This is a genomic window from Amaricoccus sp. B4 (assembly GCF_043226085.1).
Lineage (GTDB): Bacteria > Pseudomonadota > Alphaproteobacteria > Rhodobacterales > Rhodobacteraceae > Amaricoccus.
This window is the reverse complement of the sequence record NZ_CP171225.1, coordinates 2,920,833-2,943,688: the sequence shown is the minus strand read 5'-3', so window position 1 is coordinate 2,943,688 and position 22,856 is coordinate 2,920,833. Positions and strand designations below refer to the sequence as shown.

Sequence of the window (22,856 nt, the reverse complement as noted above, 5' to 3'; positions counted from 1 at the left end):
TTCGGTGGTGGGCCAGATCTTCCGTCCAGCCCGCCGCTATTGAGCGCTCATATAGGCCCGCCCCGGCCGGGATGCAAGCGGATTCGGCAACCGCACGCTTGGGGCGCTCGGCCCCCGGCGGGACGGATCACGCCGCCCGCGCCCCCGGACCGTCGGCGGGGCGCCCGAAGCGGAGGCCCCTGCCTCTCCCGACCCGCATGCGCGGCATCACTTCGTCGGGATCATGAGATGGGCATAGGGCGTTCCCGGCCACATGACCCACGGCTGATCCGGCGGGTTGGGCGCCTCCTGCGGATAGCTCTCGAGCATCGGTTTCGCATTGGCCCCGACGATCATCACATGCGGCCCCGCGACCACCCACTGGTTGTCCGCGGTCTCGCCGGAGGCAAACGGGTCGGTATTGCTCGCGCCCTGATCCCCCAGGAGCATGTAGACGAAACCGAGCGCATCCTGCGGCGGGTCTTCCCGGCTCATCCAGGCCTGCAGGAACGCCATGGCGCCGGCGTCGGCACACATCGGGTCGGTGCCCGGATACATGCAGGTCCAGCCGTTGCTGCCCTCGCGGAGCGACGTGACCTCGCCCTCCGCCGAGATATTCAGGAGCGTCGCATTCCCAAGCACCGCAGCGGGCGCAACCCCCTCGAGGCGCTGCATGAGATCTTCGGCGGATGACTCGTCTGCCCGCACCACACTCGACGACGCAAGCAGAATACAGGCTCCGACACTTGCAGAAATCAGTGAGTATTTCATGGCTACGTCTTCCTTTCCAAGTCGACGCTATCGCCATCGAAATCAACCGCACGACGGCGGCAGCATTTCAGATCATACTATTTTGAAGTAATTTTCGCAATACTTCCGGAATATTTACCAGGATCTCAGGCCACGACACACCTCGCGGCATGTAACCGCGCGGCATTCTCCGATCGTGATGCGTGTTACGGCAAGGATCCGCCCGCCCGACGGGCCCCGGAAGACCCTCAGGAGGATGTACCGCCCTTCACCTGCCCTCCGCCCCCGCCCGGATCTCCGCGGCCACGAGGGCCTGGAGCTTCCAGAGGTTGCGGTCGCGGATGCCATGCTCCTCGAGCTTCTCGACCGTGCGCTGGAGATAGATCGCGGCGGAACCCCAGTGCCCGGCGGCGCGCGCGGTGATCCCCGCGACCGTCTCAAGCGGGAGCCTGCCCGCATAGGCCGGGCCATCCTTCGCCGCAACGAAGGTCAGCGCCCGCCGTCGCCCCGCCGCCGTCTGCACCCAGATCCAGCGCGGCACGTTCGTCGGCGGGTTGCCGTCGATCTCCCGCTCGAGCAGCCGGACGACCTGCGCCTCGAGCCCACCCGCCGGAAGCTCGTAGAGAATGCCCTCGCAGGAGCCGCCCCGGTCGAGCGCCATCATCAGCGCCGGCACCTCCCGCGTGCCGCGCCAGCGGGTGAGATGGAGGCAGAAGGCGCGATGCCAGCCGGAAGCAACCGCGGGCTCCATCGCCTCATGCTCGAATTCCGGGCTCCAGATCAGCGAGCCATAGGCAAAGACGCAGAGACGCTCGGGCCGGTACTCCGCCAGCAGCGCCGCGGCCAGCGCCGCGAAATCCGCCGCACTGTGTTCTGTGCTGCCGGGCTCCGGGCCCGGATCGGGCTCGATCCGTTCCACCAGCGCCACGAGTTCGGGGGTAAGCGAAAGGGTGCGATGATTGATCCGCATGGCCATCCTGTCCGCCCGGAGCGAAACCGGCCAAACGCGCCGGCGGATGAACTCTCCCACCGAATTTTCCCGCCGCAAAGCGATGCGCTGTGGCGACTTGCCCCACCGCGCCGAAATCCGCCGATGCCCGCTACGGCGCGGACCCTTGCCATTCATGATTTGTTAAGAACAATTAACAACAATATCAATATGTTAGTTTGATTTTCACGGTGAAAAGGCCGATTTTCACGCCCCATACGGCCGCACGATATCCTCCGAGCCGACCTTCTGGAACAGCACGACGCTGCCGGTGGAATGCCGCGGATCATAGATGAAGCCCATCTGGGCGAGCGTCGAGAAGATCCGCCCGACGCCGGAAAGGCCGGTCACATGATCGTGGAGCTCGACGAAGATCCGATCGACCCCCGAGAGGTCCGCCCCATGGAACAGGAAGGTTTCCGCCCCCTCCACATCGCAGACCACAAGGCTCACCCGCTCCTCCGCCAGCAGCCGGTCGAGCCCGAGCGTTGGAACCTCGACGGTCGCATAATAGGGGTTCGGCCGGGGCATCAGCGAGCCCATCCAGAAATCCTGGCGCAGGTAGAAGGTCGCCGAGGTCTCGAGCCCGTTGCCGAGCACCGCATTGAGCCGCCGGACCTTGCTGACCCCGTTCTTCTCGTGCAGCCGGGCCATGTAGCCCATCAGCAGCGGATTGGCCTCGACCGCGATCACCGCCTCGACCCTCTCCTCCCGCGAGAGCAGCGTCGAGATGAACCCGATCCCCGCCCCGATCTCGAGCACGCGGTCCCCCGGCCGGACGATCCGCGGGATCTGGGCCGATTCCTCGGCCTCGAACGCGCCGTCCAGCATGGCCTCATGGATCGCGGGTGTGATGACGTTCGGATCCAGCGGCACACTTACCCCGGCGACCTCGAGACAATCCTCGGGCGAGAAGTCCAGTGCGGCGGTATGAGCCATGAGAAAATTTCCCGGCAGGTGCAACCTTCCGGGACGTAAGCGAAAATTTGCCACCAGAACGTTAATGCACAGACCGGGAATGGAATTATCTTCAACGCCGATCCGGCTTCCAAAGTGCCGAACTACAACTTAGAGGCGAAACAGCCGATGCGTTCGGCCATCTGCCCGGCCGGAACATCGGAGGCAAAGAAGTCGAGAAACCCCCGCTCCGGATCCATCAGGTAGGTGAAGGTTGAATGGTCCATGAGATAGAACTCATCATCCCCTTCGGCCTTGCGGAAATAGATCCGATACGCACTCGCCGCCGCCGCGACCTCCCGCTTCGTGCCGGTCAGGCCGCGAATGGCGGGATCGATCGCGGCCGTAAAATCCCCGACCTGCTCGGGCGTGTCCCGCTCCGGATCGATCGAGATGAACACATTGTCCACCTCCACCCCGCGCTCGGCCAGCAACTCCGCGACAATGGCGTTCCTCGAGAGATTATTGGGGCAGAAATCCGGGCAGAACGTGTAGCCGAAATAGACGAGCGTCAGCTTCGTGATCGCCTCCCGCTCACTCACCCGTGCGCCCGTCGCATCGACGAGCGAGAACGGCCCGCCAATGCCCGCCGTCTCGCCGGAAGCAATCGCCCCGTCCCTGCAGGCGGCAAACCGGTCGCGGTCAGCCGTGCGCATGACGATGAACCCGCCAAGCGCCAGGCCGAGCAGAACTGCCGCCAGGGAAAAGAACGCCAGGATTCGGGTCATGCAGCCGAGCCCTCCTTTTTCAACATACGCCGGCCCCCTTGGCATGGCGAGCAGGACAACCACAAGGTGGGGTGCCGCACGTTCCGGTAGCATTTAAGCCTTCATTAAGCCTTGTCGCCTTTGATCGGACATCGCGTAACCGGGTGCGCCTTGCATGAATCTCACTGGAATCTCTTTCACCGATCTGCCGCCGATCGCGCTGCTGCAACAGCAGCCGGAGACGTTGCTTGCCGCGCTCGTCAGCGCGATTGCGACGCTGGCGCTCATCATCTTCGTCGCACCGCGGCTTGCCGCCCCGCATCAGGGCGCGCGGGTTGCCGCGTCAGGCGGAGAGGCCGAAACCTGCGATTTCCTCATCAACGGAGGCAGCGTGAAGGCGCTGACGGGTTCGGCGCGTGCGCTTCTCGACGGCCTCGGACGCGGCACATCACCGCTCAGCGCCCTGAAGCAGCACCTCGAGACCGACTGCCCCTCGATCCACCGTGACATCGACGCGCTCGTGGTCGATGGGATCGGCTTCCGGCACCATTGCCCCCGCGGCGACGGCACGGCTGCCGAAATCCTTGGCGAGCCGCGCGGAAACGCGGCAATCCTCTCGATCCGGCCGGCAAGCGAGGATGCCCGCGCCCTTCAGGACGCCCGGCTTTCCCTCGAACGCGCAACCTCCGAGATCGCATTTCTCCGCCGCGTCATCGACCGCGCCCCGATTCTTGCCTGGAACCTCACGCCCGACGACCAGATCGCCTGGGCCAATGCCCCTTATCGCGAACGCTTCGATCCGAATGCCGGCGGATTGCCAAGCCACCGGGTCGCCAATGCCTTCAGCCACGTCATCGAATCCGTACCGTTGACCTCGCGCGGCGCGGAGGCCCGCAGCCGCATGCTCGTCGCCTCCCCTCTCGACACCGAGCCGCAGTGGTATGAAGTGAGCGAGATCGAGGAGGCCGGCAACCGGCTGGGCTATGCCCAGGACACGAACGAGCTGGTCGCCGCGGAAGCCTCGCTCCGGCGCTTCGTCGAGACCCTCACCGAGACTTTCGCGCACCTCCCGATCGGGCTCGCCGTCTTCGACAAGAACCGCCGCCTCGGCCTCTTCAACCCGGCGCTGACCGAACTGGTGAAGATCGATGCAGTCTGGCTCGCCGGTCGGCCGAGCTTGCGCGATTTCCTCGAGCGTCTGCGCGAGACGCGGCAGATGCCGGAGCAGAAGGATTTCACCGCCTGGCGCCGCAAGCTCGGCGAGCTCGAAGAAGGTGCGCGCCACGGCACCTACGAGGAAAACTGGATGCTTCCTTCGGGCAAGGTCTTCCGGGTGACCGGGCGGCCGCATCCGCAGGGCGCGCTCGCCTTCCTCTTCGAGGACATTTCCGCCACCATCATGCTCGAGCGCAAGTACCGCTCCGAGCTCGAACTCAGCCAGGCGACGCTCGACAAGCTCAACGAGGCGGTGGCGGTCTTCAACGCCTCTGGATCGCTCGTCTTCGTCAACACCGCGTTCGAGGCGCTCTGGGGGCTCGATCCGATGCAGGGCCTGAATGGCCCGACCATCGCCGACATGGCCGAACTCTGGGCCGGAAAGTGCGCCGACAGCCCGGTCTGGACGAAGCTCGCCGAGTTCGCGACCGCGTCCGAGACGCGCACGACCTGGAGCGAGGCCGTCGACCGGCTCGACGGCCGCAGGCTCCAGATCCTCGTCGCCCCGCTGCCCGACGCCTCCGCGCTCGTCGTCTTCCGCGACCTTTCGCTTCAGGCCGCCCACGACGGCTCCGAGGGTGAGGGCGATGACATGCTCGCCGAATTCGCGCTGGAACAGATCCGGATTCCGGTGGAATCGGCGATGAAGCAGGTGATGTCGGCGATTCCCGCCGCGCAGGGTGCCGAAGCCTTCAAGGGCCTCAATGCCGCGCTCCAGGGCCTCAAGGACGGGCTCACCCGTTCGAGCGAGACCCGCAAGATCGCGCGCGCCCGCCAGATCGCCGGAAGCGCGCCGCTCCCGGCGCTGGCGACCGCGCTCGCCGAGCGTGGCCTGACCCTCGAAGTGCCCGAGACCGCCGTGCGCTGGAGCGCCCGGATGCGCAGCGCCGCGATGGCCCTGGGGCTCGCCGTGGCCGACGAGGCACACAAGGGCTCGACGGTGCGGATCACGCTGGCCTCCGACGAGACCACCCACCGCCTGACCGTCGAGGCAAGCATCGGCGAGACCGCCCTGCGCGACGATGCCCCGAGCATCGCGATCGCACGGCGGATCGTCGCGGCGGGTGGCGGCGCGCTTGCCGTCTCTGCCGCCGAAGGCACGCTCGCGCTCAGCGCGACGCTGCCCAACAGCCTTGCCGCCATCCCGGCAGCGAGGGGCGAGGCGGGCAGCAAGCCGGGGTCGGCTGCAACCGGGGCTTGAACCCGCCTGCCGGGCCGCTAGAACCGACGGGCAACGTCGGAAGACCGGAACGCCCGAATGCCAGAACTCCTCCTCGAGGACCCCGATGCAACGTCCCGTCTGGCCCGCCGGATCGCACCGCATCTGCGTGCGGGCGATGTGCTGGAGCTCCATGGCGGCCTCGGCGCGGGCAAGAGCCATTTTGCCCGCGCGGTGATCGCCGCACGCCTCGCCCCACTCGGACGGCACGAAGACATCCCCTCGCCCACCTACACGCTGGTCCAGACCTACGATCTGGGCGGGATCGAACTCTGGCATGCCGATCTCTACCGGCTCGGCGATCCGGACGAGATCGCGGAACTTGGCCTTTCGGAGGCGTTCGAGACGGCGATCGTGCTCGTCGAGTGGGCCTCCCGGCTCGGGCCGGAAGCCCCTTCCCGCGCGCTTTCCCTGTCGCTCGATTTCGCGCCCGGTGATGCGGAGGGGCGGCTTCTCCGTATCGAACCGCGCGGCGGCGGCTGGGATTGGCTTGCGGGCGTCCTCGGCGGTGCGAAGGGTGCTGCATGATGCGCGATACGGAAATCCGGGATTTTCTCACGGCCGAGGGCTGGGGGGCGGCGCAGCGGGTACCGCTGGCGGGCGACGCCTCCGCGCGGCGCTACGAACGGCTTGCGCGCGCCGGGCAGCGGGCCATCCTGATGGACGCCCCACCCGAAAGCGGGCTCGATAGCCTGCCCTTTCTCGTCATCACCCGCTGGCTCGGCCGCCACGGGCTGAGTGCGCCGGAGATCCTCGCCGAGGATCCGGGCCGCGGCCTTGTCCTGCTCGAGGATCTGGGCGACGACCTCTTCATGGGGCTCTGCGCCGCCGAACCCACCCGCGAACCTGGCCTCTACGGTGCCGCAGTCGATCTGCTCGCGCGCTATCAGGAACTCCCGCCGCCCACCGCGGCGGAGGGCTGGACGCCGCCGCCCTACGACATGGCCGTGCTGATGCGCGAGGCGCGCCTCGCCGTCGAATGGTATCTTGCCGCCGCCACCGGGCAGGCCCCGTCCGCGGATACGCTGGCGGAATTCCAGGCCGTGGCGGCAGCGGCCTTCACGGAGGTGGCCGCAGCGCAGGACGTGCCGATCTACCGTGACTATCACGCCGAGAACCTGCTCTGGCTGCCCGAGCGGCAGGGGCTCGCACGGGTGGGTCTGCTCGATTACCAGGACATGCTGCTCGGCCATCCGGCCTACGATCTCGTCTCACTGCTCGAGGATGCCCGCCGCGATCTCGGACCGGGGCTGCGCGACGCGATGCTCGAACGTTATCTCGCGCGGACCGGGCGGGCGCGCGACGGCTTCCTGCGCGATGCGCACACACTCTCGGCCCAGCGCAATCTCAAGATCCTCGGCCTCTTCACCCGGCTCTGCCGCCGCGACGGCAAGCCGCGCTATCTCGCGTATCTGCCCCGGGTCTGGCGGCTGCTCGCGCAGGATCTCTCCCATCCCGATCTTGCTCCGCTGCGTGCGTGGGTGGCGCGGCACCTGCCCGCCCCCGAGCCTGCGGTGCGGGCCACCATCGAAGGAGCCGCGGCATGAGCCCCGATGCGATCATGATCTTCGCCGCCGGGCTCGGCACCCGGATGGGCGCACTTACGCAGACCCGGCCGAAGCCGCTGATCGAGGTCGCGGGCCGCCCCCTCCTCGACCATGCGCTCGATCTCGTCCGGGGCGCGGGGCTGGGACGGATCGTCGTCAATACCCACGCCCATGCCGGGCAGATGCGGGACTGGCTTACCGCCAACGCTCCCGATGTGCGGATCTCGCACGAACCCGAACGGCTGGAGACTGGCGGCGGGCTCCGGCGGGCGCTGCCGCTGCTCGGCGGCGAAACCGCCTTCACGCTCAATGCCGATACGGTCTGGCACGGGCCCAACCCGCTGCCCCTGCTCGCGGCCGCCTGGGATCCCGGCCGGATGGATGCCCTGCTCTGCCTCGTGCCGCGCCAGGACGTGGTCGGCCATGCCGGTCCGGGCGATTTCTTCCTTGAGGCCGACGGACGGCTGCGCCGCCGGGGCGAGGCGGCCGCGGCGGATTTTGTCTATCCCGGCTGCCAGATCCTCAAACTCGAGACGCTGGCGCGTTTCGGGCCGGAGCCCTTCTCGCTCAACCTCGTATGGGACGCGATGCACACCGCCGAAAGGCTCTTTGGCGCCGTCTACCCCGGCCGCTGCGTCGATGTCGGCCGACCCGAGGGTATTGCGCTGGCCGAAGCGGAGCTTCAGGCGTGACCCGGCTCTTCGCGCCCTGCGACGGCGCGCGCGTCTTCGGTCTGCCCCCCGGTGCGGATTTCCTGCGAAGCCTCGTCGCCGGGCTCGATGCCCGCCTCGAAGGCCAGCCGCCCGACGCGGCGGCGCGCGTGACGATCTGGGTCAACACCCGGCGCGCCCAGCGGAGCCTGCGCGAGGCCTTCGCCGCCGGACCTGCGCGGCTCCTGCCGCGGATCCGGGTGATCGGCGATCTCGCCACCGATCCGCTGATGGCCGCCGGTCTGGCACCGGGCATACCGCCCCTTCGGCGCAAACTGGAGCTCGCGCGCCTCATCGCGCGGCTGATCGAGACCGAACCGGGCGTCGCCGCCGAGACGGCCGCCTTCGACCTCGCCGACAGCCTCTCCGAATTGCTCGACGAGATGCAGGGCGAGGGTGTGCCGCTCGAGGCGCTGGAAGAGATCGATCCAGCGGAACATGCCGCGCACTGGCAACGAAGTCTCCGCTTTCTCAACATCCTGAAGATCTACGCCGCACAGAGTGGCGCCCCCGACGGACAGGCCCGGCTCCGGGCGGTGACCGAACGGCTCGCCGCGCTCTGGGCCGAAAGCCCACCGGCCGATCCGATGATCGTCGCGGGCTCGACCGGCTCGCGCGGTGGCACCCGGGCCTTCATGTCGCTGATCGCGCGCCAGCCGCAGGGTGCGCTGCTGCTCCCGGGCTTCGACACCGACCTGCCCGCGCCAGTCTGGGCCCGGCTTTCGCCTGCGGACGGGGCGGCCGGCGATCACCCGCAGGCAGGCTTCAGGCGGCTTGCCGAGGCAGTCGGCTTCAATCCCGCCCGGATGGCGCTGTGGCACGATGCCCCGCCCCCCGCACCCGAACGCAACGCGCTGATTTCGCTGGCGCTCCGCCCCGCTCCGGTCACGGATCAGTGGCGGAGCGAAGGCGCGGCGCTCGTGGCAAGCCTTGAGACCGCGTGCGAGGGCCTCACCTGGATCGATGCGCCCGACCCGCGCGCCGAGGCCCGCGCCATCGCCTGGATCCTGCGTGAGGCGGCGGAGGGTGGCACCCGTGCCGCACTGGTCACGCCCGATCGCATGCTCGCCCGGCGCGTGACGGCCGAGCTCGACCGCTGGCAGCTCATTCCGGACGACAGCGCCGGGCGTCCACTCGGCCTCACACCACCGGGCGTGCTCCTCCGGATGCTGGCCGAGAGCGGGCACGGCCCCCTTTCGGCCGAGGCGCTGCTTGCGCTCCTCAAGCACCCGCTCGTCAACAGCGCTCCCGGCGCACGGCGGCGGCACATGGATCTCACCGGGCGGCTCGAGCTCGTCCGCCTCCGCGGCGGCGCGCCCCATGTGGACTGGGCGGCCCTCGCCGCCTGGGCCGCCTCCGACGCACCGGACGCGCCAGGGCCGGATGCCCTGCCCTGGGTCGCCTGGCTCCACGACACGCTCACGCCACTCGAGGCGCCGGACCGCCTGCCGCTGCCCGAGATGGTCGCCCTCCACCGCCGCACGGCGGAGGCACTTGCAGCGGGGCCAGCGGGCTCGGCCGATCATGCGCTCTGGCAGAAGGACGCCGACCTCTCCGCACTCGCCCTGATGGACGAGCTGGCGCGCGAGGCCGACGCCTGGGATCTGATCGGCCCGACGGAATACCGTGCCCTCCTGCGCTCGCAGATGGCCGGGCGCGACGTGCCGGAGGAGGCGGTCGTGACACATCCTGATGTCGCGATCTGGGGCACGCTCGAGGCCCGCGTGCAAAGCGCCGAACTGGTAATTCTCGGCGGGCTCAACGAGGGGATCTGGCCCGGCCAGCCCGGCGCGGACCCCTGGCTCAGCCGCACTCTCCGGCGCGAGATCGGCCTGCCGCTGCCCGAACGCCGGATCGGGCTCGCCGCGCATGATTTTCAGCAGGCTGCCGCCGCGCGGCGTGTCATCCTCACCCGTGCCGCGCGCGATGCCGAGGCCCCGACCGTCGCGTCCCGCTGGCTTCTGCGGCTCGAGAACCTGCTCGGCGGGCTCGGGGATCCCGGCAAGACTGCACTGGAAGGCGCACGCGCGCGGGGTGCCGCGGTTCTGGCCCGCGCCGCGGCGCTCGACCGCCCCGATGCGGAGCTCGCCGCCGCCCGCCGCCCCTCGCCGCGCCCGCCGCTGGCCGCCCGCCCGGCCGAACTCTCGGTCACCCAGCTCGAGACCCTGGTGCGCGACCCCTATGCGATCTATGCCCGCAAGGTGCTCGCGCTCAAGCCGCTCGATCCGCCGGGGCGCCTTGCCGATGCCCTCGCCCGCGGGACGACCCTGCATGCCGCCCTCGAGAACTTCATCGACGCAACCGAAGAAGCCCTGCCGGAAGATACCCTCGCCGTCTTCCTCGCCGCGGCCGAAGCCGCGCTTGCGGAGACCGTGCCCTGGCCTGCCACGCGCGCGATCTGGCGCGCGCGCCTCCTGCGCGCCTCCGACTGGTTCATCTCGGGCGAGCGCGAACGGCGGGCCCGCGGCCGCCCCGCCGCCCGCGAAACCCGCGGCCGGCGCGCGCTCTCCGGCACTCCCCGGCCCTTCACCGTCACCGCGAAGGCCGACCGGATCGACATCGCCTTCGACGGCGGCTGTGCGATCTACGACTACAAGTCCGGCAACGTGCCTTCGGAAAAGGAGGCGGCCGCCTTTCATCTCCAGCTTCCGCTCGAGGCCGCGATCGCCGAAGCGGGCGGCTTCCACGAGATCGGCAACCGTCCCGCAAGCCATCTCGAGCTGATCGGGCTCAATGCGCGCAAGACCCGCACCTTGCCCGCCAGCCCCGACGAGATCGCCACGACCTGGGCGCGGCTCGTGGAGCTGGTCACCCTCTACCAGACCGAAACCACCGGCTTTACCGCCCGGCTGCGGCCGCAGCGGCTCACCTTCGCGGGCGACTACGACCATCTCGCGCGGTTCGGCGAATGGTCCGACGGTGACCCGACGGAGGAGACGCCATGAGCGATGGACCGGCCCAACTGGAAAACCCGGCCGTTGCGGCGCAGATCGCTGCCGCGGCACCGGACCGCTCAAGCTGGGTTGCAGCGAATGCGGGCTCGGGCAAGACGCGCGTACTCACGAACCGCGTGGCGCGCCTCCTGCTCGCCGGAACCGATCCGCAGCGCATCCTCTGCCTTACCTACACCAAGGCGGCGGCGGCGGAAATGCAGACCCGGCTCTTCCGAACCCTCGGCACCTGGGCGATGCTCGATGACGATGCACTGCGCGGTGAGCTCAGCCAGCTCGGCTCCGACGAGGGTGCACTGCCGGTGGCGGAGCTTGCCCGGGCGCGCACGCTTTTCGCCCGCGCGCTCGAAACGCCGGGCGGGCTCAAGATCCAGACGATCCATGCCTTCTGCGAGGCGCTGCTTCGCCGCTTTCCGGTCGAGGCGGGCGTCGCGCCGCAGTTCACCGTCCTTGAGGACCGCCACGCCCGCGCCCTCCGCGAAGAGGTTCTCGATGCGATCGCCGAGGCCGAGCCCGAGCTGGTCGCCGAGCTTGCCCGGTATCTCTCGGGCGATGACCCGGATCCGCTGCTCTGCGAGATCGGCCGCAACAGAGCTGCCTTCGCGGGCGATTTCGATCCCGCCCGGCTCGCCGCCGCCCTCGGCGCCGATCCCGCCGATACAGCCGAAACGCTCTGCGCACGCACGATCGGCGAAAGCGATCTTGCCGATCTCCGCGCGCTCCTGCCCCTGCTTGCGAGCTCGGGCAAGAACGACCAGCGAGCGGGAGATACCCTGGCGGCCGCCCTTGCCGGCGGCCCCACCGCCGAGCTTCTTCCCGCGCTCGAAGGCGTGCTCCTGACCGGAGCGACGGCAAAGGCGCCCTTCACCGCCAAGACAGGTTCGTTCCCGGCCAAGGCGCTCCGTCTGGCCCATCCTGTGCTCTGCGACCGGATCGGCGCGCTGATGGCACGGATCGAGGCCGCGCGCATCCGGCGCATCGGCCTGCTTGCCTTCGGCCGGTCGTCGGCTCTCGGCCGGTTCGCCGGTGTATGGCTCCACGAGATCGAGGCGCGGAAGGCGGCACTCGGGCTGCTTGATTTCGACGACATGATCGATCGCTCCCGCCTGCTCCTCTCCAACCCGGCCACTGCCGCCTGGGTGCTCTGGCGGCTCGACGGCGGCCTCGATCACGTGCTGGTCGACGAGGCACAGGATACGAGCCCCGCGCAATGGCAGGTGGTGCGCGCGATCACCGACGAGTTCTTCGCCGGCCTCGGGGCGCGCGACGTCACCCGCACCGTCTTCGTCGTCGGTGACGAGAAACAGTCTATCTACAGCTTCCAGGGCGCGGACCCGGCCGCCTTCGGCGAGATGCGCATGCATTTCGCCGGGCGGCTTGAGGCCATGGGCGCGGCGCTTCAGCGCCGCGGGCTGATCCATTCCTTCCGGTCCGCGGGGCCGGTCCTCGAACTTGTCGACGCAGTCTTCGCCGGCCCCGCCGGAGAAGGGCTCGAGAACACGGTGGCGCACCAGCCGTTCCGCGCCGAAAAGCCTGGCCGCGTCGAGATCTGGCCCTTTCTGCCCAAGCCCGAGAAATCCGAGGAACCGCCATGGTACGAGCCGGTCGACGCCCGCGGGCCGGACGATCCGACCGAGCGTCTTGCGGCCCGCATCGCGGATCGGATCGCGGATCTGCTCGCCACGGGTCAGGAACTCCCCGGGAGCACGCCGCCGCGGCCGATCATGGCACGCGACGTGATGATCCTCGTGCAGCGCCGGAACCCGCTCTTCCACGCGGTAATCCGGGCGCTCAAGCGGGCCGACGTGCCGGTGGCCGGCGCCGATGTGCTCCGGATCGGCGCGGAACTCGCCGTGAAGGATCTGCTGGCCTGCCTGCGGGTGGCGACAACGCCCGCAGATGACCTCTCGCTCGCAGCCCTGCTGCGCAGTCCGCTCGGCGGCATCTCGGAAGAGACACTCTTTGCACTCGCCCATGGCCGGAAGTCGCTCCTCCGCGCCGCGCTCCGCGAAAGCACGGCACCCGAGCTCGCCCCGGCCCGCGCGCTGGTGGCGGACCTGCTCGGCCAGGCCGATTTCCTCCGACCCTACGAGCTGCTTCAGCGCATCCTCATCCGCCATGACGGCCGGCGGAGGCTTGTCGCCCGGCTCGGATCGGAAGCCGAGGATGGCATCGATGCGCTGCTGGATCAGGCGCTCGCCTACGAGCGCGGCGAACCGCCCGGCCTTACCGGCTTTCTCGCCTGGATCGACCGGGACGAGATGCAGGTGAAGCGCCGCGCCGAGGACAGTGCGGATCAGGTCCGGGTGATGACTGTCCATGGCGCCAAGGGCCTCGAGGCGCCGATCGTGATCCTGCCCGATACGGTGGAGCGCCAGGAGGGCCGCAACGCGCCGGAGATCCTCGCGCCCGAAAATGGCCCCGCGCTCTGGAAGATGCGCACTGAGGAAGCCCCCGAGACCATGCGCGATGCGGAAGAGGCACGGCGCGCCCGCGCGCGGGCGGAGAACATGCGCCTGCTTTACGTCGCCCTTACCCGCGCCGAGAGCTGGCTCATCGTCTGCGGTGCCGGCGCCGAACCGAAGCCGGACGGCAACAGCTGGTATGCGCTCTCCCGCGCAGCGCTCGAAACCCTCTCACCCGAGCGCATTGCGGCACCGGACGGAAGCGGCGAGACACTTGTCCTGTCGCGCAACTGGCAGACCGGCGTCCTGCCCACCGAAGCGAAGACGCGTCATCTTCCGAGCCTTCCCGCCTGGGCCCGCCGCCCCGCGCCGGATCATCCGGGCGCAGCCCCGCCGCCGCTGTCGCCCTCGAGCCTCGGCGGCGCGCACGCCCTGCCGCCGCGCCCGCCCTTTCTCGAGGATGAGGACGACACCGCCGCGAAGGCCCGCGGAGATGCGGTGCATCTCCTGCTCGAAACCCTGCCCTGGGCCCTCCCCGCGGAGTGGGACCGGCTTGGCCCACAGCTTCTTGCGCCCGATCATGGCGAAGCTGGCCCGCTGCTTGCCGAAGCGCGTGCCATCCTTGAGGCCCCTGAGCTCGGCTTCATCTTTGCTCCCGACACGCTGGCCGAGGTCGAGATCGCCGCACCGCTTCCGGGCAAGTCCGGCCAGCGGCTGCAGGGCCGGATCGACCGGCTCGTGGTGGAGCCGGAGCGGATTCTGGCGGTGGATTTCAAGTCGAACCGGCTGACGCCCGAGACGCCGGAGCAGACGCCCGAGGGCATCCTGCGCCAGCTCGGGGCCTATCACATGGCCTTGTCGGAAATCTGGCCGGGGCGGCGCATCGAGACGGCGATCGTCTGGACACGGACAGCGGCGTTCATGCCCGTGCCGGAGGCTCTGGCGAAAGCTGCCTTCCGGCGCGCCCTCGCCGAGCCCTTGTCCGTAGGGGACAAGACGCCTGCGTAACGCAAGCCGGGAAGCCGGCCGACGCCCGGCTCAGAAGCCGAGCGTCTCGAGGAGACGGGCGGCCTCGGCGTCGCAACTCGCGAGCGCGGCCGTATCCTCGCCGGGATAGAAGCGGTGACGCAATGCGGTCGGCATCGGATTGGGCGAGAACAGCGTCACCTCCGGCGGAAGCTGCCGCGTCTCCTCCGCCCAGGAGCGGACAAGCGCCTCGGCCGCAGCCTTCGTGGCGCCATAGGCCCCGAAGAACGGCTGGCCGGTTCGGTCGTCCGTCACGTGCACGAACCGCCCGCCGGGTCTTGCAGTCAGCAGCGGTTGCAGCATTGTCACCAGCCGGCGGGTGCCACCGAAGTTGATGTCGACTGCCTGGGTGAAGTCCTTCTCGCCGATATGCGGTGCCGGCGAGAGCGGCGGTGCGTTCGCCGCGCAATGCACCACGAGATCGAGATGGCCCCAGCGCTCGAAGATGGCGAGGCCGAGCCGCTGCATCCCGCCATCGTCGGTAAGTGACAGCGGCACGAGCGTCGGCGTCGGGCCGCCATCCGCCTCGATCGCATCGGCCAGATCCTCAAGACCACCGACAGTGCGGGCGACCGCCACCACATGGTAGCCGGCCCGGCCCAGACGGCGCGCGACCGCATAGCCAAGGCCGCGGCTCGCCCCCGTCACCAGGGCATGTTTCATGTCGTCCTGAGGCACGTTCGTCGTTTCGTCGGTCACGCAGTCGCCTTGAGCTGGAAGCCCGACGCGATCCGGTCGGCCGGCCGGACCGGGTAGTCCCCGGAAAAGCAGGCGTCACAGAACTGGGGCTGGACCTTGTTGCGGCCCTCTCCCTCGCCACAGGCGCGGTAGAGGCCGTCGAGGCTCACGAAACGAAGCGAATCGACACCGAGATAGTCACGGATCTGATCTTCGCTCATGTTCGCAGCAATGAGTTTCTCACGCTCCGGCGTGTCCACCCCGTAGAAGCAGGGCCAGACCGTGGGCGGCGAGGCGATCCGGAAATGCACCTCGGCGGCACCGGCGTCGAGCACCATCTCGCGGATCTTGCGGCTGGTGGTGCCGCGCACGACCGAGTCGTCGACAAGGATGACGCGCTTGCCCTGGATCACCGCGCGGTTGACGTTGAGCTTGAGCCGCACCCCCATGTTGCGGATCTGCTCGGAGGGCTCGATGAAGGTGCGGCCCATGTACTGGTTGCGCACGATCCCCATCGCGTAGGGAATGCCCGATTCCTGGCTGAAGCCGATTGCGGCCGGCGTGCCGCTGTCGGGGATCGGACAGACGAGATCGGCCTCGACCGGCGCCTCGCGCGCAAGCTCGACGCCGATCCGCCGCCGGGTCTCGTAGACCGACTGGCCGCCGACCACGCTGTCCGGGCGTGAGAAGTAGACATGCTCGAAAATGCAGAAGCGCGAGCGCTGGCGGCCGAAGGGGAAAGCGCTCTCGACCCCGTTGTCGGTGCAGATCACCATCTCGCCAGGTTCGATCTCGCGGATGAACTCGGCCCCGATGATATCGAGTGCGCAGGTCTCGGAGGCAAGGATCCAGCCGTCACCGATCCGGCCCAGCATCAGCGGGCGCACGCCCAGCGGATCGCGCACGCCGATGAGCTTCGAGCGTGTCATCGCGACGATCGAGAAGGCCCCCTCCACGCGGCGCAGCGCATCCTTCATCCGCTCTGGGATGGAGCGCTGGATCGAGCGGGCCATGAGATGAATGATGCACTCGGTGTCCGAGCTCGACTGGAAGATCGAGCCGCGAGCAATGAGCTCCTGCCGCAACGCAAGAGCATTGGTGAGGTTGCCGTTGTGCGCGATGGCGCAACCGCCCATGTCGAACTCGGCGAAAAGCGGCTGGACGTCGCGGAGCTGGGCCGGCCCCTTCGAGCCGGCGGTCGAATAGCGCACATGGCCGATCGCGAGCGGCCCCGGCAGCGTCTCCATGAGCTTGGCCGAGGTGAAGTTGTCGCGGACATAGCCGAAGCGGCGCGCCGAATGGAAGTCGCTCACGGGGTCATAGGAGACTATGCCACCTGCCTCCTGGCCGCGATGCTGCAGTGCATGAAGTCCGAGCGCCACGAAATTCGCCGCATCCTTGACGTTGATCACGCCAAAGACGCCGCATTCCTCGCGGAGCTTGTCATCATCAAAGGGAGTGGCGCGAAAAGACATTCAGGATTCGCCTTTGTTCTGGCCCGACCCGGTATATAGACAGCCGCTCCCGGGATGTCACGGGTCTGTCATGTGTCCGGTCAGTTACAACTCTGCGTGAGCTGCGAGAACTGCTCCCCGACCCACTCGGGGCCATTCTCTGGCAGCGCGGCGGCGACCTTCTGCTCGATGCTGGAGAGGATCACCCGGCTGCGGCTGTTGTCGATCTGCGCGATGCCGCCCTCGCCGCCCATCACCGTGTCGTAGACCACAAGCGCGATGACGACGAGCAACACCCCACGCGCGACACCGAAGAGGAAGCCGAGACCCTGATCCACCGGCCCGAGAGCCGAATTCTGCACCGCACCGGAAAGCAGCGGCGTGAAGATCGAGACGATGACGAGCGCAACTGCGAAGACGGCGGCAAAGGCTGCCAGCATGCTGAGTTCGCAGGTCGTTCCGATGATGTCCTTGAGAACCGGGATCTCGCGCACGAGCGGCTCGACCGCCGGCGCGAAGAAAAATCCGCAGATCGCGGCGATCACCCAGCCGGCAATCGCCAGCATCTCGCGCAGGAAGCCCCGCGAGTAGGCGAGGATCGCGGAGAGCACGACGACGACGAGAACAATGCCGTCAACGAGTGTAAACCCATTCATGCCTGCCAATCCTATCGGTCGATCGCCCCGAACCCCTTCTCTATGAATGCGCCGAGATCCGCAACCATCTCGATCTCGAGAAGGTTACCGGCTGTGGCACGGATGCCGCGGGGTGTGACTGCCGCGTCAAAGCCGAGCTTGGCAGCTTCCCGGAGCCGCGCCTCGGCCTGGACCGGCGGACGAAGCGCCCCGGAGAGGCTGATTTCGCCGAAATAGACCGTCTTCGGCGGCAGCGCGACGTCCTCCCGTGCGGAGATCAGCGCGGCCGCGACTGCGAGATCGGCCGCCGGTTCACTGACCCGGAGGCCGCCCGCCACATTGAGATAGACGTCCCGATCGGCGAATCCGATGCCGAAGCGGGCCTCGAGCACGGCAAGCAGCATCGAGAGCCGCGACCCGTCCCAGCCCACGACATTGCGCCGCGCCGTGCCGAGCGCGGTCGGGGCAACCAGCGCCTGGATTTCCGCCAGCAGCGGCCGCGTGCCCTCGATGCCCGCAAAGACCGCAGACCCCGGCGACGGCTCCCCCCGCTCGGAAAGAAAAAGCGCCGAGGGATTCGCCACTTCCGCAAGGCCCCGCCCGGTCATCTCGAAGACCCCGATCTCGTCGGCGGGGCCGAATCGGTTCTTCACGGCGCGCAGGATGCGGAACTGGTGCCCGCGTTCACCCTCGAAATAGAGCACCGTATCCACCATGTGCTCGACCACTCGAGGCCCGGCGATCTGGCCCTCCTTGGTGACATGGCCCACGAGGATCACCGCGACGCCGCGGCGCTTGGCGAAAGTCACGAGCTCATGGGCCGCCGCCCGCACCTGGCTCACCGCCCCCGGCGCGCTCTCGACGTGATCGACCCACATGGTCTGGATCGAATCGATGATCGCGAGCGCGGGCCGCTCGGCCTCAAGCGTTGTGAGAATGTCGCGGAGGTTCGTTTCGGCCGCGAGCTTCAGCGGCGCGTCGGTGAGCTCGAGGCGGCTTGCCCGCATCCGGATCTGCGCCGCGGCCTCCTCGCCCGAGACATAGATCGTCGGGTTGCCCGCGCGCGCGAAGGCCGCCGCCGCCTGCAGCAGCAACGTCGACTTGCCGATGCCGGGATCGCCGCCGACCAGGATCGCGGAAGCAGGCACGATTCCGCCTCCCAGCACCCGGTCGAGCTCACCGAGCCCGCTGGTGCGCCGCGGCAGCGCCGCATCCTCGACAGCAAGATCCGTCAGCTCCACCTTGCGCCCACGCTTTGCCCCGAGCGTCTTGCCCTTCGGCCCGGCATCGGAAAGCCCCGGATCCTCGGCGATGGTGTTCCACGCCCCGCAGGCATCGCAGCGCCCGGCCCATTTCGCGTGGACGGCGCCGCAGGCGGAGCAGACAAAGACAGGCTTGCGCATTACCGCACCGCCTCGATCGGCCCCTCGGCCCGGCCATGAATGAACTGGTCCAAGTAGGGATCGCCGGCCGTATCGATCTCGCCCACCAACCCCGCCCAGCGCACCTTGCCGCCGTGGAGCATCGCCACGTGATCGGCAACCGTGCGCACCGTGGTCATGTCATGGGTGATGGTGATCGCCGTCGCACCCATTTCGGAAACGAGCTCACGGATCAGGTCGTTGATGACGCTCGCCATGATCGGATCGAGCCCAGCAGTCGGCTCGTCGAAGAAGATCACCTGCGGATCGGTCGCAATGGCGCGAGCCAGCCCAACCCGCTTCTGCATGCCACCCGACAGCTCGGCGGGGTAGAGATCGGCTGTCTCCGGGCCAAGCCCCACGCGCCGGAGCTTCTCGATTGCCAGATCGCGGGCCTCGCGGCGCGGGAGCGGCTTTCTCCCGTGCCGCCGGCGGAAGGCGACGTTCTGCCAGACGGTCAGGCTGTCGAAGAGCGCGCCCCCCTGAAAGAGCATGCCGAAATGGCGCAGAAAGCCGCGCCGGTCGAGCCGCCCGATGGGGACTCCGTCGATCAGCACATCTCCCCGGTCGTGATGCAGGATGCCGAGGATGCACTTGAGCGTCACCGATTTGCCCGTTCCGGATCCGCCGATGATCACGAGGCTCTCGCCCGTCATCACCTTCAGATCGACGCCGGCCAGCACAGGTTTGCCGTCGAAGCTCTTCCAGACGTCACGGAGCTCGATCTTTGCGGCCGCCGACATCAGAAGAAGGCCTCGGTGAGCAGGTAGTTCGCTGCGAGGATGAGGATCGAGGCCGAGACCACCGCATTGGTCGTCGCCTGCCCCACGCCCTGCGCGCCCCGGCCTGAATGGTAGCCATGGAAACAGCCCATCAGCGCCAGCACGAAACCGAAGACCGCCGCCTTCACCAGGCTCGAGATGATGTCGGACGGCTCGAGGAAATCGACCGTGTTGCGGATATAGGCCGCCGGGTTGAAACCCAGCCGCTCGACACCGACGAGAAAGCCGCCAAAGACCCCCACCACGTCGCTGATCGCCACCAGCAGCGGCATGGTGAGCGTCGCGGCCAGCACGCGCGGCAGCACGAGATATTTCATCGGATTGGTCGAGAGCGTGGTCAGCGCGTCGATCTGCTCGGTCACCCGCATGGTGCCGATTTCGGCCGCGATCGACGAGGAAACCCGACCCGCGACCATGAGCCCGCCCAGCACGGGGCCGAGCTCGCGCACGATGCCGATGGCAACGATCGAGGGCACCACCGTTTCGGCATTGAACCGCGCCCCGCCGGCATAGATCTGCAGCGCGAGCGCCCCGCCCGTGAACAGTGCGGTCAGCCCGACCACCGGCAGCGAGAAATACCCGATCCTGAGCAGTTGCTGGCCGATCTCGACCGGATACCAGGGCGGCCGGAAGAGATGCGAAACCGTCTCGAGCGCGAACAGCGTGAGCCGTCCGGCCCCGCGCAGCAGGCCAATCGCCGAACGGCCGATCGAGGCGAGAAAGAGGGCGAGGAAACGGGGCAGGAACATGCGCCTCATGCTATGTGGCTGACTGCAGAGCGCCCCCCTTGTAGGCGCGTTCATATCTGTCGCCAAGAGAGGTCAGGAATTCGTAGCCGATGGTGCCCGCGGCCTGCGCCAGATCGTCTATCCCCTGATGGCCATTGAGGATCTCGAGATGGTCCGGCACCTCATCAAGCGCGCTCACATCGACGGTGATGAGATCCATCGAGACCCGCCCGATCATCGGACAGGCGGTCTTGCCGGCATAGAGATGCACATTGCCGTTGCCGATCGCGCGAATGAGCCCGTCGGCATAGCCAGCCGCGACGGTGGCGACCCGGCTCGGCACGGGCGCCATCCAGTGCGCGCCATAACCGACCACCTCGCCGGGCATGACATCGCGCACCTGGATGACCGGCAGGGCGAGACTGACGACCGGACCGGCCTCGAGGAAGGGCAGCCCGCCGAACAGGCCGATGCCCGGCCGGACGAGGTCATAGTGATAATCGCCCCCGAGCAGGATCCCTCCGGTGGCGGCAAGAGAGCGGCGCGTGCCCGCCAGCGCGGCGGTTGCGGCACCGAACACGCGCATCTGCTCGGTATTGAGCGGGTGCGCGGGAAGATCGGAACAGGCAAGGTGGCTCAGCACGAGACGGGGCGCGAACCCGGCGATCTCGGGCGACCGCGCGATGAAATCGGCTGGCTCCAGCCCGAGCCGGTTCATGCCGCTGTCGATCTGCACGGCGCAGGGACCGCCGGAGAGTGCCGCGGCGAATTCCTTGATCTGTTCGACACTGTTGAGGCAGGGCGCCAGCACAAACTCGCGGCAGAGCGCGGCATCGCCCGGCATCAGGCCGGACAGCACAAAGATCTCGGCCTCCAGGCCAAGCACCTCGCGCAGCTCCGCCCCCTCCTCCGCAAGCGCAACGAAGAATGTCCGTACTCCGGCCGCCGCAAGCGCGGGCGCCACACGGGTAATGCCGAGCCCGTAGGCATCCGCTTTCAGCACCGCAGCCGTCTCCACCTCCGGACCAGAGCGCGCATCGAGGGCGCGCCAGTTCTCGTTGATCGCGTCGAGATCAATGCTGAGCCGGGCTCTGGCCATGTCGGACTCCTTCGGTCGGGATGGTTCCCCCAACGGGCAACTTCCAGGCGCCGGGGTCAATAGCGGATTCCTCACGCTTTCGCGGATGTCGAAGCAGTGCTTTTCACCGGGGGGCGAGTGTGTATGTTCTGCCCCGAACCGAAACGTCCAGCCGGCAGAGGGGCAATGCATGGAAGAGGCGACGACAGAAGCGGCCGAAACCGTCCAGCACGACAACCCTGTCACCACGGAACTGGTCGAAGCCATTCTTGCCGCCGTCGAGGCCGGAGACAAGGAACGGCTGCTCGAACTTCTCGAACCGTTGCACGAAGCCGATGTCGCCGATCTGCTCGAACAGCTCGGGCGGAACGAGCGCCGTGCTCTCATCGCGCTCTGGGGCGTGGAGCTCGACGGGGCGACCCTGTCCGAACTCGAGGAAGGCGTGCGCGACGAGATCGTCGCCGAACTGCCCGACGAGGTGCTTGCCGCCGCCGTCCAGGACCTTGAGACCGACGACATCGTCTACCTCACCGAGGACATGGAGGAGCCGCAGAAGGAGCGGATCCTGCGCGCCCTCGACGACGCCGACCGCGTCGCCGTCGAACAGCTCCTTCAGCATGACGAATACTCCGCCGGCCGCCTCATGCAGCGCGAGGTCGTCGCCGCGCCGCAACACTGGACGGTGGGCGACGCGATCGACTTCATGCGCGCCGAGGAATGGCTGCCCGACAGCTTCTACGACCTCATCATTGTCGACGCGGGCATGCATCCGATCGGCATCGTCTCGCTCGGCCGTCTCATGGGATCGTCGCGCCGCACGCCGCTGCGCGAGATCATGCACGACGACTTCCGCATCTTCCGCGTCGATCAGCCGCAGGAGGACGTGGCCTACGACTTCAACAAATACCACCTGATATCCGCCCCCGTCGTCGAAAGCGGCGGGCGGCTCGTCGGGGTCATCACCATCGACGACGCGATGGAAGTTCTGGAAGACGAGGCCGAAGAGGACATGCGCCTGCTCGCCGGCGTCGGCGACGAGGAGCTTTCCGACGGAGTCGCGGAAATTGCCAAGGGCCGGTTCATCTGGCTGTCGGTGAACCTTCTGACCGCCATTCTTGCCTCCGCCGTGATTTCGCTCTTTACCAGCACCATCGAGGCGATCGTGGCGCTCGCGGTTCTGATGCCGATCGTTGCCTCCATGGGCGGCAATGCCGGCACCCAGACCCTCACCGTCGCGGTGCGCGCCCTTGCGACCCGCAGCCTGACGGCAAAGAACGTCGGCCGCTTCGTCGGCCGCGAGGGGCTGGTGGGGCTCATTAACGGGGTGGGGTTCGCGATCCTGATCGGGGTATTGAGCGGGCTCTATTTCGCGGATTTGCTGCTGGGAATCGTCATCGCCACCGCGATGGTGGGCAACATGGTGGTGGCGGCCTTCGCCGGGGTGCTCATCCCGCTCGCGCTCGAAAAGGCGGGGGCCGATCCCGCGCTGGCCTCGGGCACCTTTGTCACGACAATCACGGACGTCTTCGGCTTCTTTGCCTTTCTCGGACTTGCCGCCGCGCTTCTGACCTGACCTGGGGCGCGGCTGGCGCCGCGCCGGCGGCCTTTGCCGCCATCCTGAGCGCG

18 protein-coding genes are annotated in these 22,856 nt (G+C 68.3%); 7 read left to right on the top strand and 11 right to left on the bottom strand.

What is annotated here, in order from left to right; genetic code table 11:
- Positions 1-207: 207 nt before the first annotated feature.
- The 4 genes from ACF66B_RS14190 to ACF66B_RS14175 form a co-directional block, all read right to left on the bottom strand.
- The gene (locus ACF66B_RS14190; RefSeq protein WP_111429048.1) at positions 208-750 is read right to left on the bottom strand and encodes a hypothetical protein; all 543 of its coding nucleotides are present in this window, start codon (positions 748-750) and stop codon (positions 208-210) included.
- A gap of 247 nt (positions 751-997) precedes the next feature.
- A complete protein-coding gene (locus tag ACF66B_RS14185) occupies positions 998-1,699 on the bottom strand; it encodes a gamma-glutamylcyclotransferase (RefSeq protein WP_392663019.1) in 702 nt (233 codons plus the stop codon).
- A 225-nt stretch (positions 1,700-1,924) separates the two neighbouring features.
- Positions 1,925-2,656, bottom strand: a complete 732-nt coding sequence (locus ACF66B_RS14180) for an FkbM family methyltransferase (RefSeq protein ID WP_111429049.1) — start codon at positions 2,654-2,656, stop codon at positions 1,925-1,927.
- 122 nt (positions 2,657-2,778) lie between these two features.
- Positions 2,779-3,402, bottom strand: a complete 624-nt coding sequence (locus ACF66B_RS14175) for an SCO family protein (protein ID WP_111429050.1) — start codon at positions 3,400-3,402, stop codon at positions 2,779-2,781.
- 154 nt (positions 3,403-3,556) lie between these two features.
- Between ACF66B_RS14175 and ACF66B_RS14170 the strand changes: the two genes are divergently transcribed.
- From ACF66B_RS14170 to addA, 6 genes are read left to right on the top strand one after another with little or no spacing between them, the layout of a single operon-like run.
- Positions 3,557-5,797: a PAS-domain containing protein gene (locus tag ACF66B_RS14170; RefSeq protein WP_111429051.1), complete on the top strand. Its 2,241-nt coding sequence runs from the start codon at positions 3,557-3,559 to the stop codon at positions 5,795-5,797.
- A gap of 57 nt (positions 5,798-5,854) precedes the next feature.
- On the top strand, positions 5,855-6,343 hold the full coding sequence (tsaE, locus tag ACF66B_RS14165) for a tRNA (adenosine(37)-N6)-threonylcarbamoyltransferase complex ATPase subunit type 1 TsaE (RefSeq protein ID WP_111429052.1): 489 nt from the start codon (positions 5,855-5,857) through the stop codon (positions 6,341-6,343).
- Positions 6,340-7,362, top strand: a complete 1,023-nt coding sequence (locus tag ACF66B_RS14160) for a phosphotransferase (protein ID WP_111429053.1) — start codon at positions 6,340-6,342, stop codon at positions 7,360-7,362. Before tsaE ends, ACF66B_RS14160 begins: the two co-directional genes overlap by 4 nt.
- The gene (locus ACF66B_RS14155) at positions 7,359-8,054 is read left to right on the top strand and encodes a nucleotidyltransferase family protein (protein ID WP_111429054.1); all 696 of its coding nucleotides are present in this window, start codon (positions 7,359-7,361) and stop codon (positions 8,052-8,054) included. The genes ACF66B_RS14160 and ACF66B_RS14155 overlap by 4 nt, the downstream gene beginning before the upstream one ends.
- Complete coding sequence (addB, locus tag ACF66B_RS14150) at positions 8,051-11,017, top strand: double-strand break repair protein AddB (RefSeq protein WP_392663011.1); 2,967 nt, start codon at positions 8,051-8,053, stop codon at positions 11,015-11,017. Before ACF66B_RS14155 ends, addB begins: the two co-directional genes overlap by 4 nt.
- On the top strand, positions 11,014-14,436 hold the full coding sequence (addA, locus tag ACF66B_RS14145) for a double-strand break repair helicase AddA (RefSeq protein WP_111429056.1): 3,423 nt from the start codon (positions 11,014-11,016) through the stop codon (positions 14,434-14,436). Before addB ends, addA begins: the two co-directional genes overlap by 4 nt.
- Before the next feature lie 30 nt (positions 14,437-14,466).
- On the opposite strand, the gene ACF66B_RS14140 is transcribed toward addA, so the two are convergent.
- The 7 genes from ACF66B_RS14140 to alr form a co-directional block, all read right to left on the bottom strand.
- Positions 14,467-15,153 carry an SDR family NAD(P)-dependent oxidoreductase gene (locus tag ACF66B_RS14140; RefSeq protein ID WP_392663008.1) on the bottom strand — a complete coding sequence of 229 codons (687 nt, stop codon included), beginning with the start codon at positions 15,151-15,153 and terminating at the stop codon, positions 14,467-14,469.
- Entirely contained in the window at positions 15,150-16,607 is a 1,458-nt protein-coding gene (purF, locus tag ACF66B_RS14135; protein ID WP_111429057.1) for an amidophosphoribosyltransferase, read from the bottom strand. The genes ACF66B_RS14140 and purF overlap by 4 nt, the downstream gene beginning before the upstream one ends.
- An 80-nt stretch (positions 16,608-16,687) precedes the next feature.
- Positions 16,688-17,242, bottom strand: coding sequence for a CvpA family protein (locus ACF66B_RS14130; RefSeq protein WP_111429058.1), 555 nt, complete (start codon positions 17,240-17,242; stop codon positions 16,688-16,690).
- Between the two features lie 11 nt (positions 17,243-17,253).
- Positions 17,254-18,624, bottom strand: a complete 1,371-nt coding sequence (radA, locus tag ACF66B_RS14125) for a DNA repair protein RadA (RefSeq protein ID WP_111429059.1) — start codon at positions 18,622-18,624, stop codon at positions 17,254-17,256.
- Positions 18,624-19,385, bottom strand: coding sequence for an ATP-binding cassette domain-containing protein (locus tag ACF66B_RS14120; protein ID WP_111429060.1), 762 nt, complete (start codon positions 19,383-19,385; stop codon positions 18,624-18,626). Before ACF66B_RS14120 ends, radA begins: the two co-directional genes overlap by 1 nt.
- Entirely contained in the window at positions 19,385-20,173 is a 789-nt protein-coding gene (locus ACF66B_RS14115) for an ABC transporter permease (protein WP_111429061.1), read from the bottom strand. Before ACF66B_RS14115 ends, ACF66B_RS14120 begins: the two co-directional genes overlap by 1 nt.
- Positions 20,174-20,183: 10 nt before the next feature.
- Entirely contained in the window at positions 20,184-21,251 is a 1,068-nt protein-coding gene (alr, locus tag ACF66B_RS14110; protein WP_111429062.1) for an alanine racemase, read from the bottom strand.
- Between the two features lie 169 nt (positions 21,252-21,420).
- Here alr and mgtE point away from each other — a divergent pair, with 169 nt between their 5' ends.
- The gene (mgtE, locus tag ACF66B_RS14105) at positions 21,421-22,803 is read left to right on the top strand and encodes a magnesium transporter (protein WP_111429063.1); all 1,383 of its coding nucleotides are present in this window, start codon (positions 21,421-21,423) and stop codon (positions 22,801-22,803) included.
- The last annotated feature ends 53 nt before the right edge of the window (positions 22,804-22,856 follow it).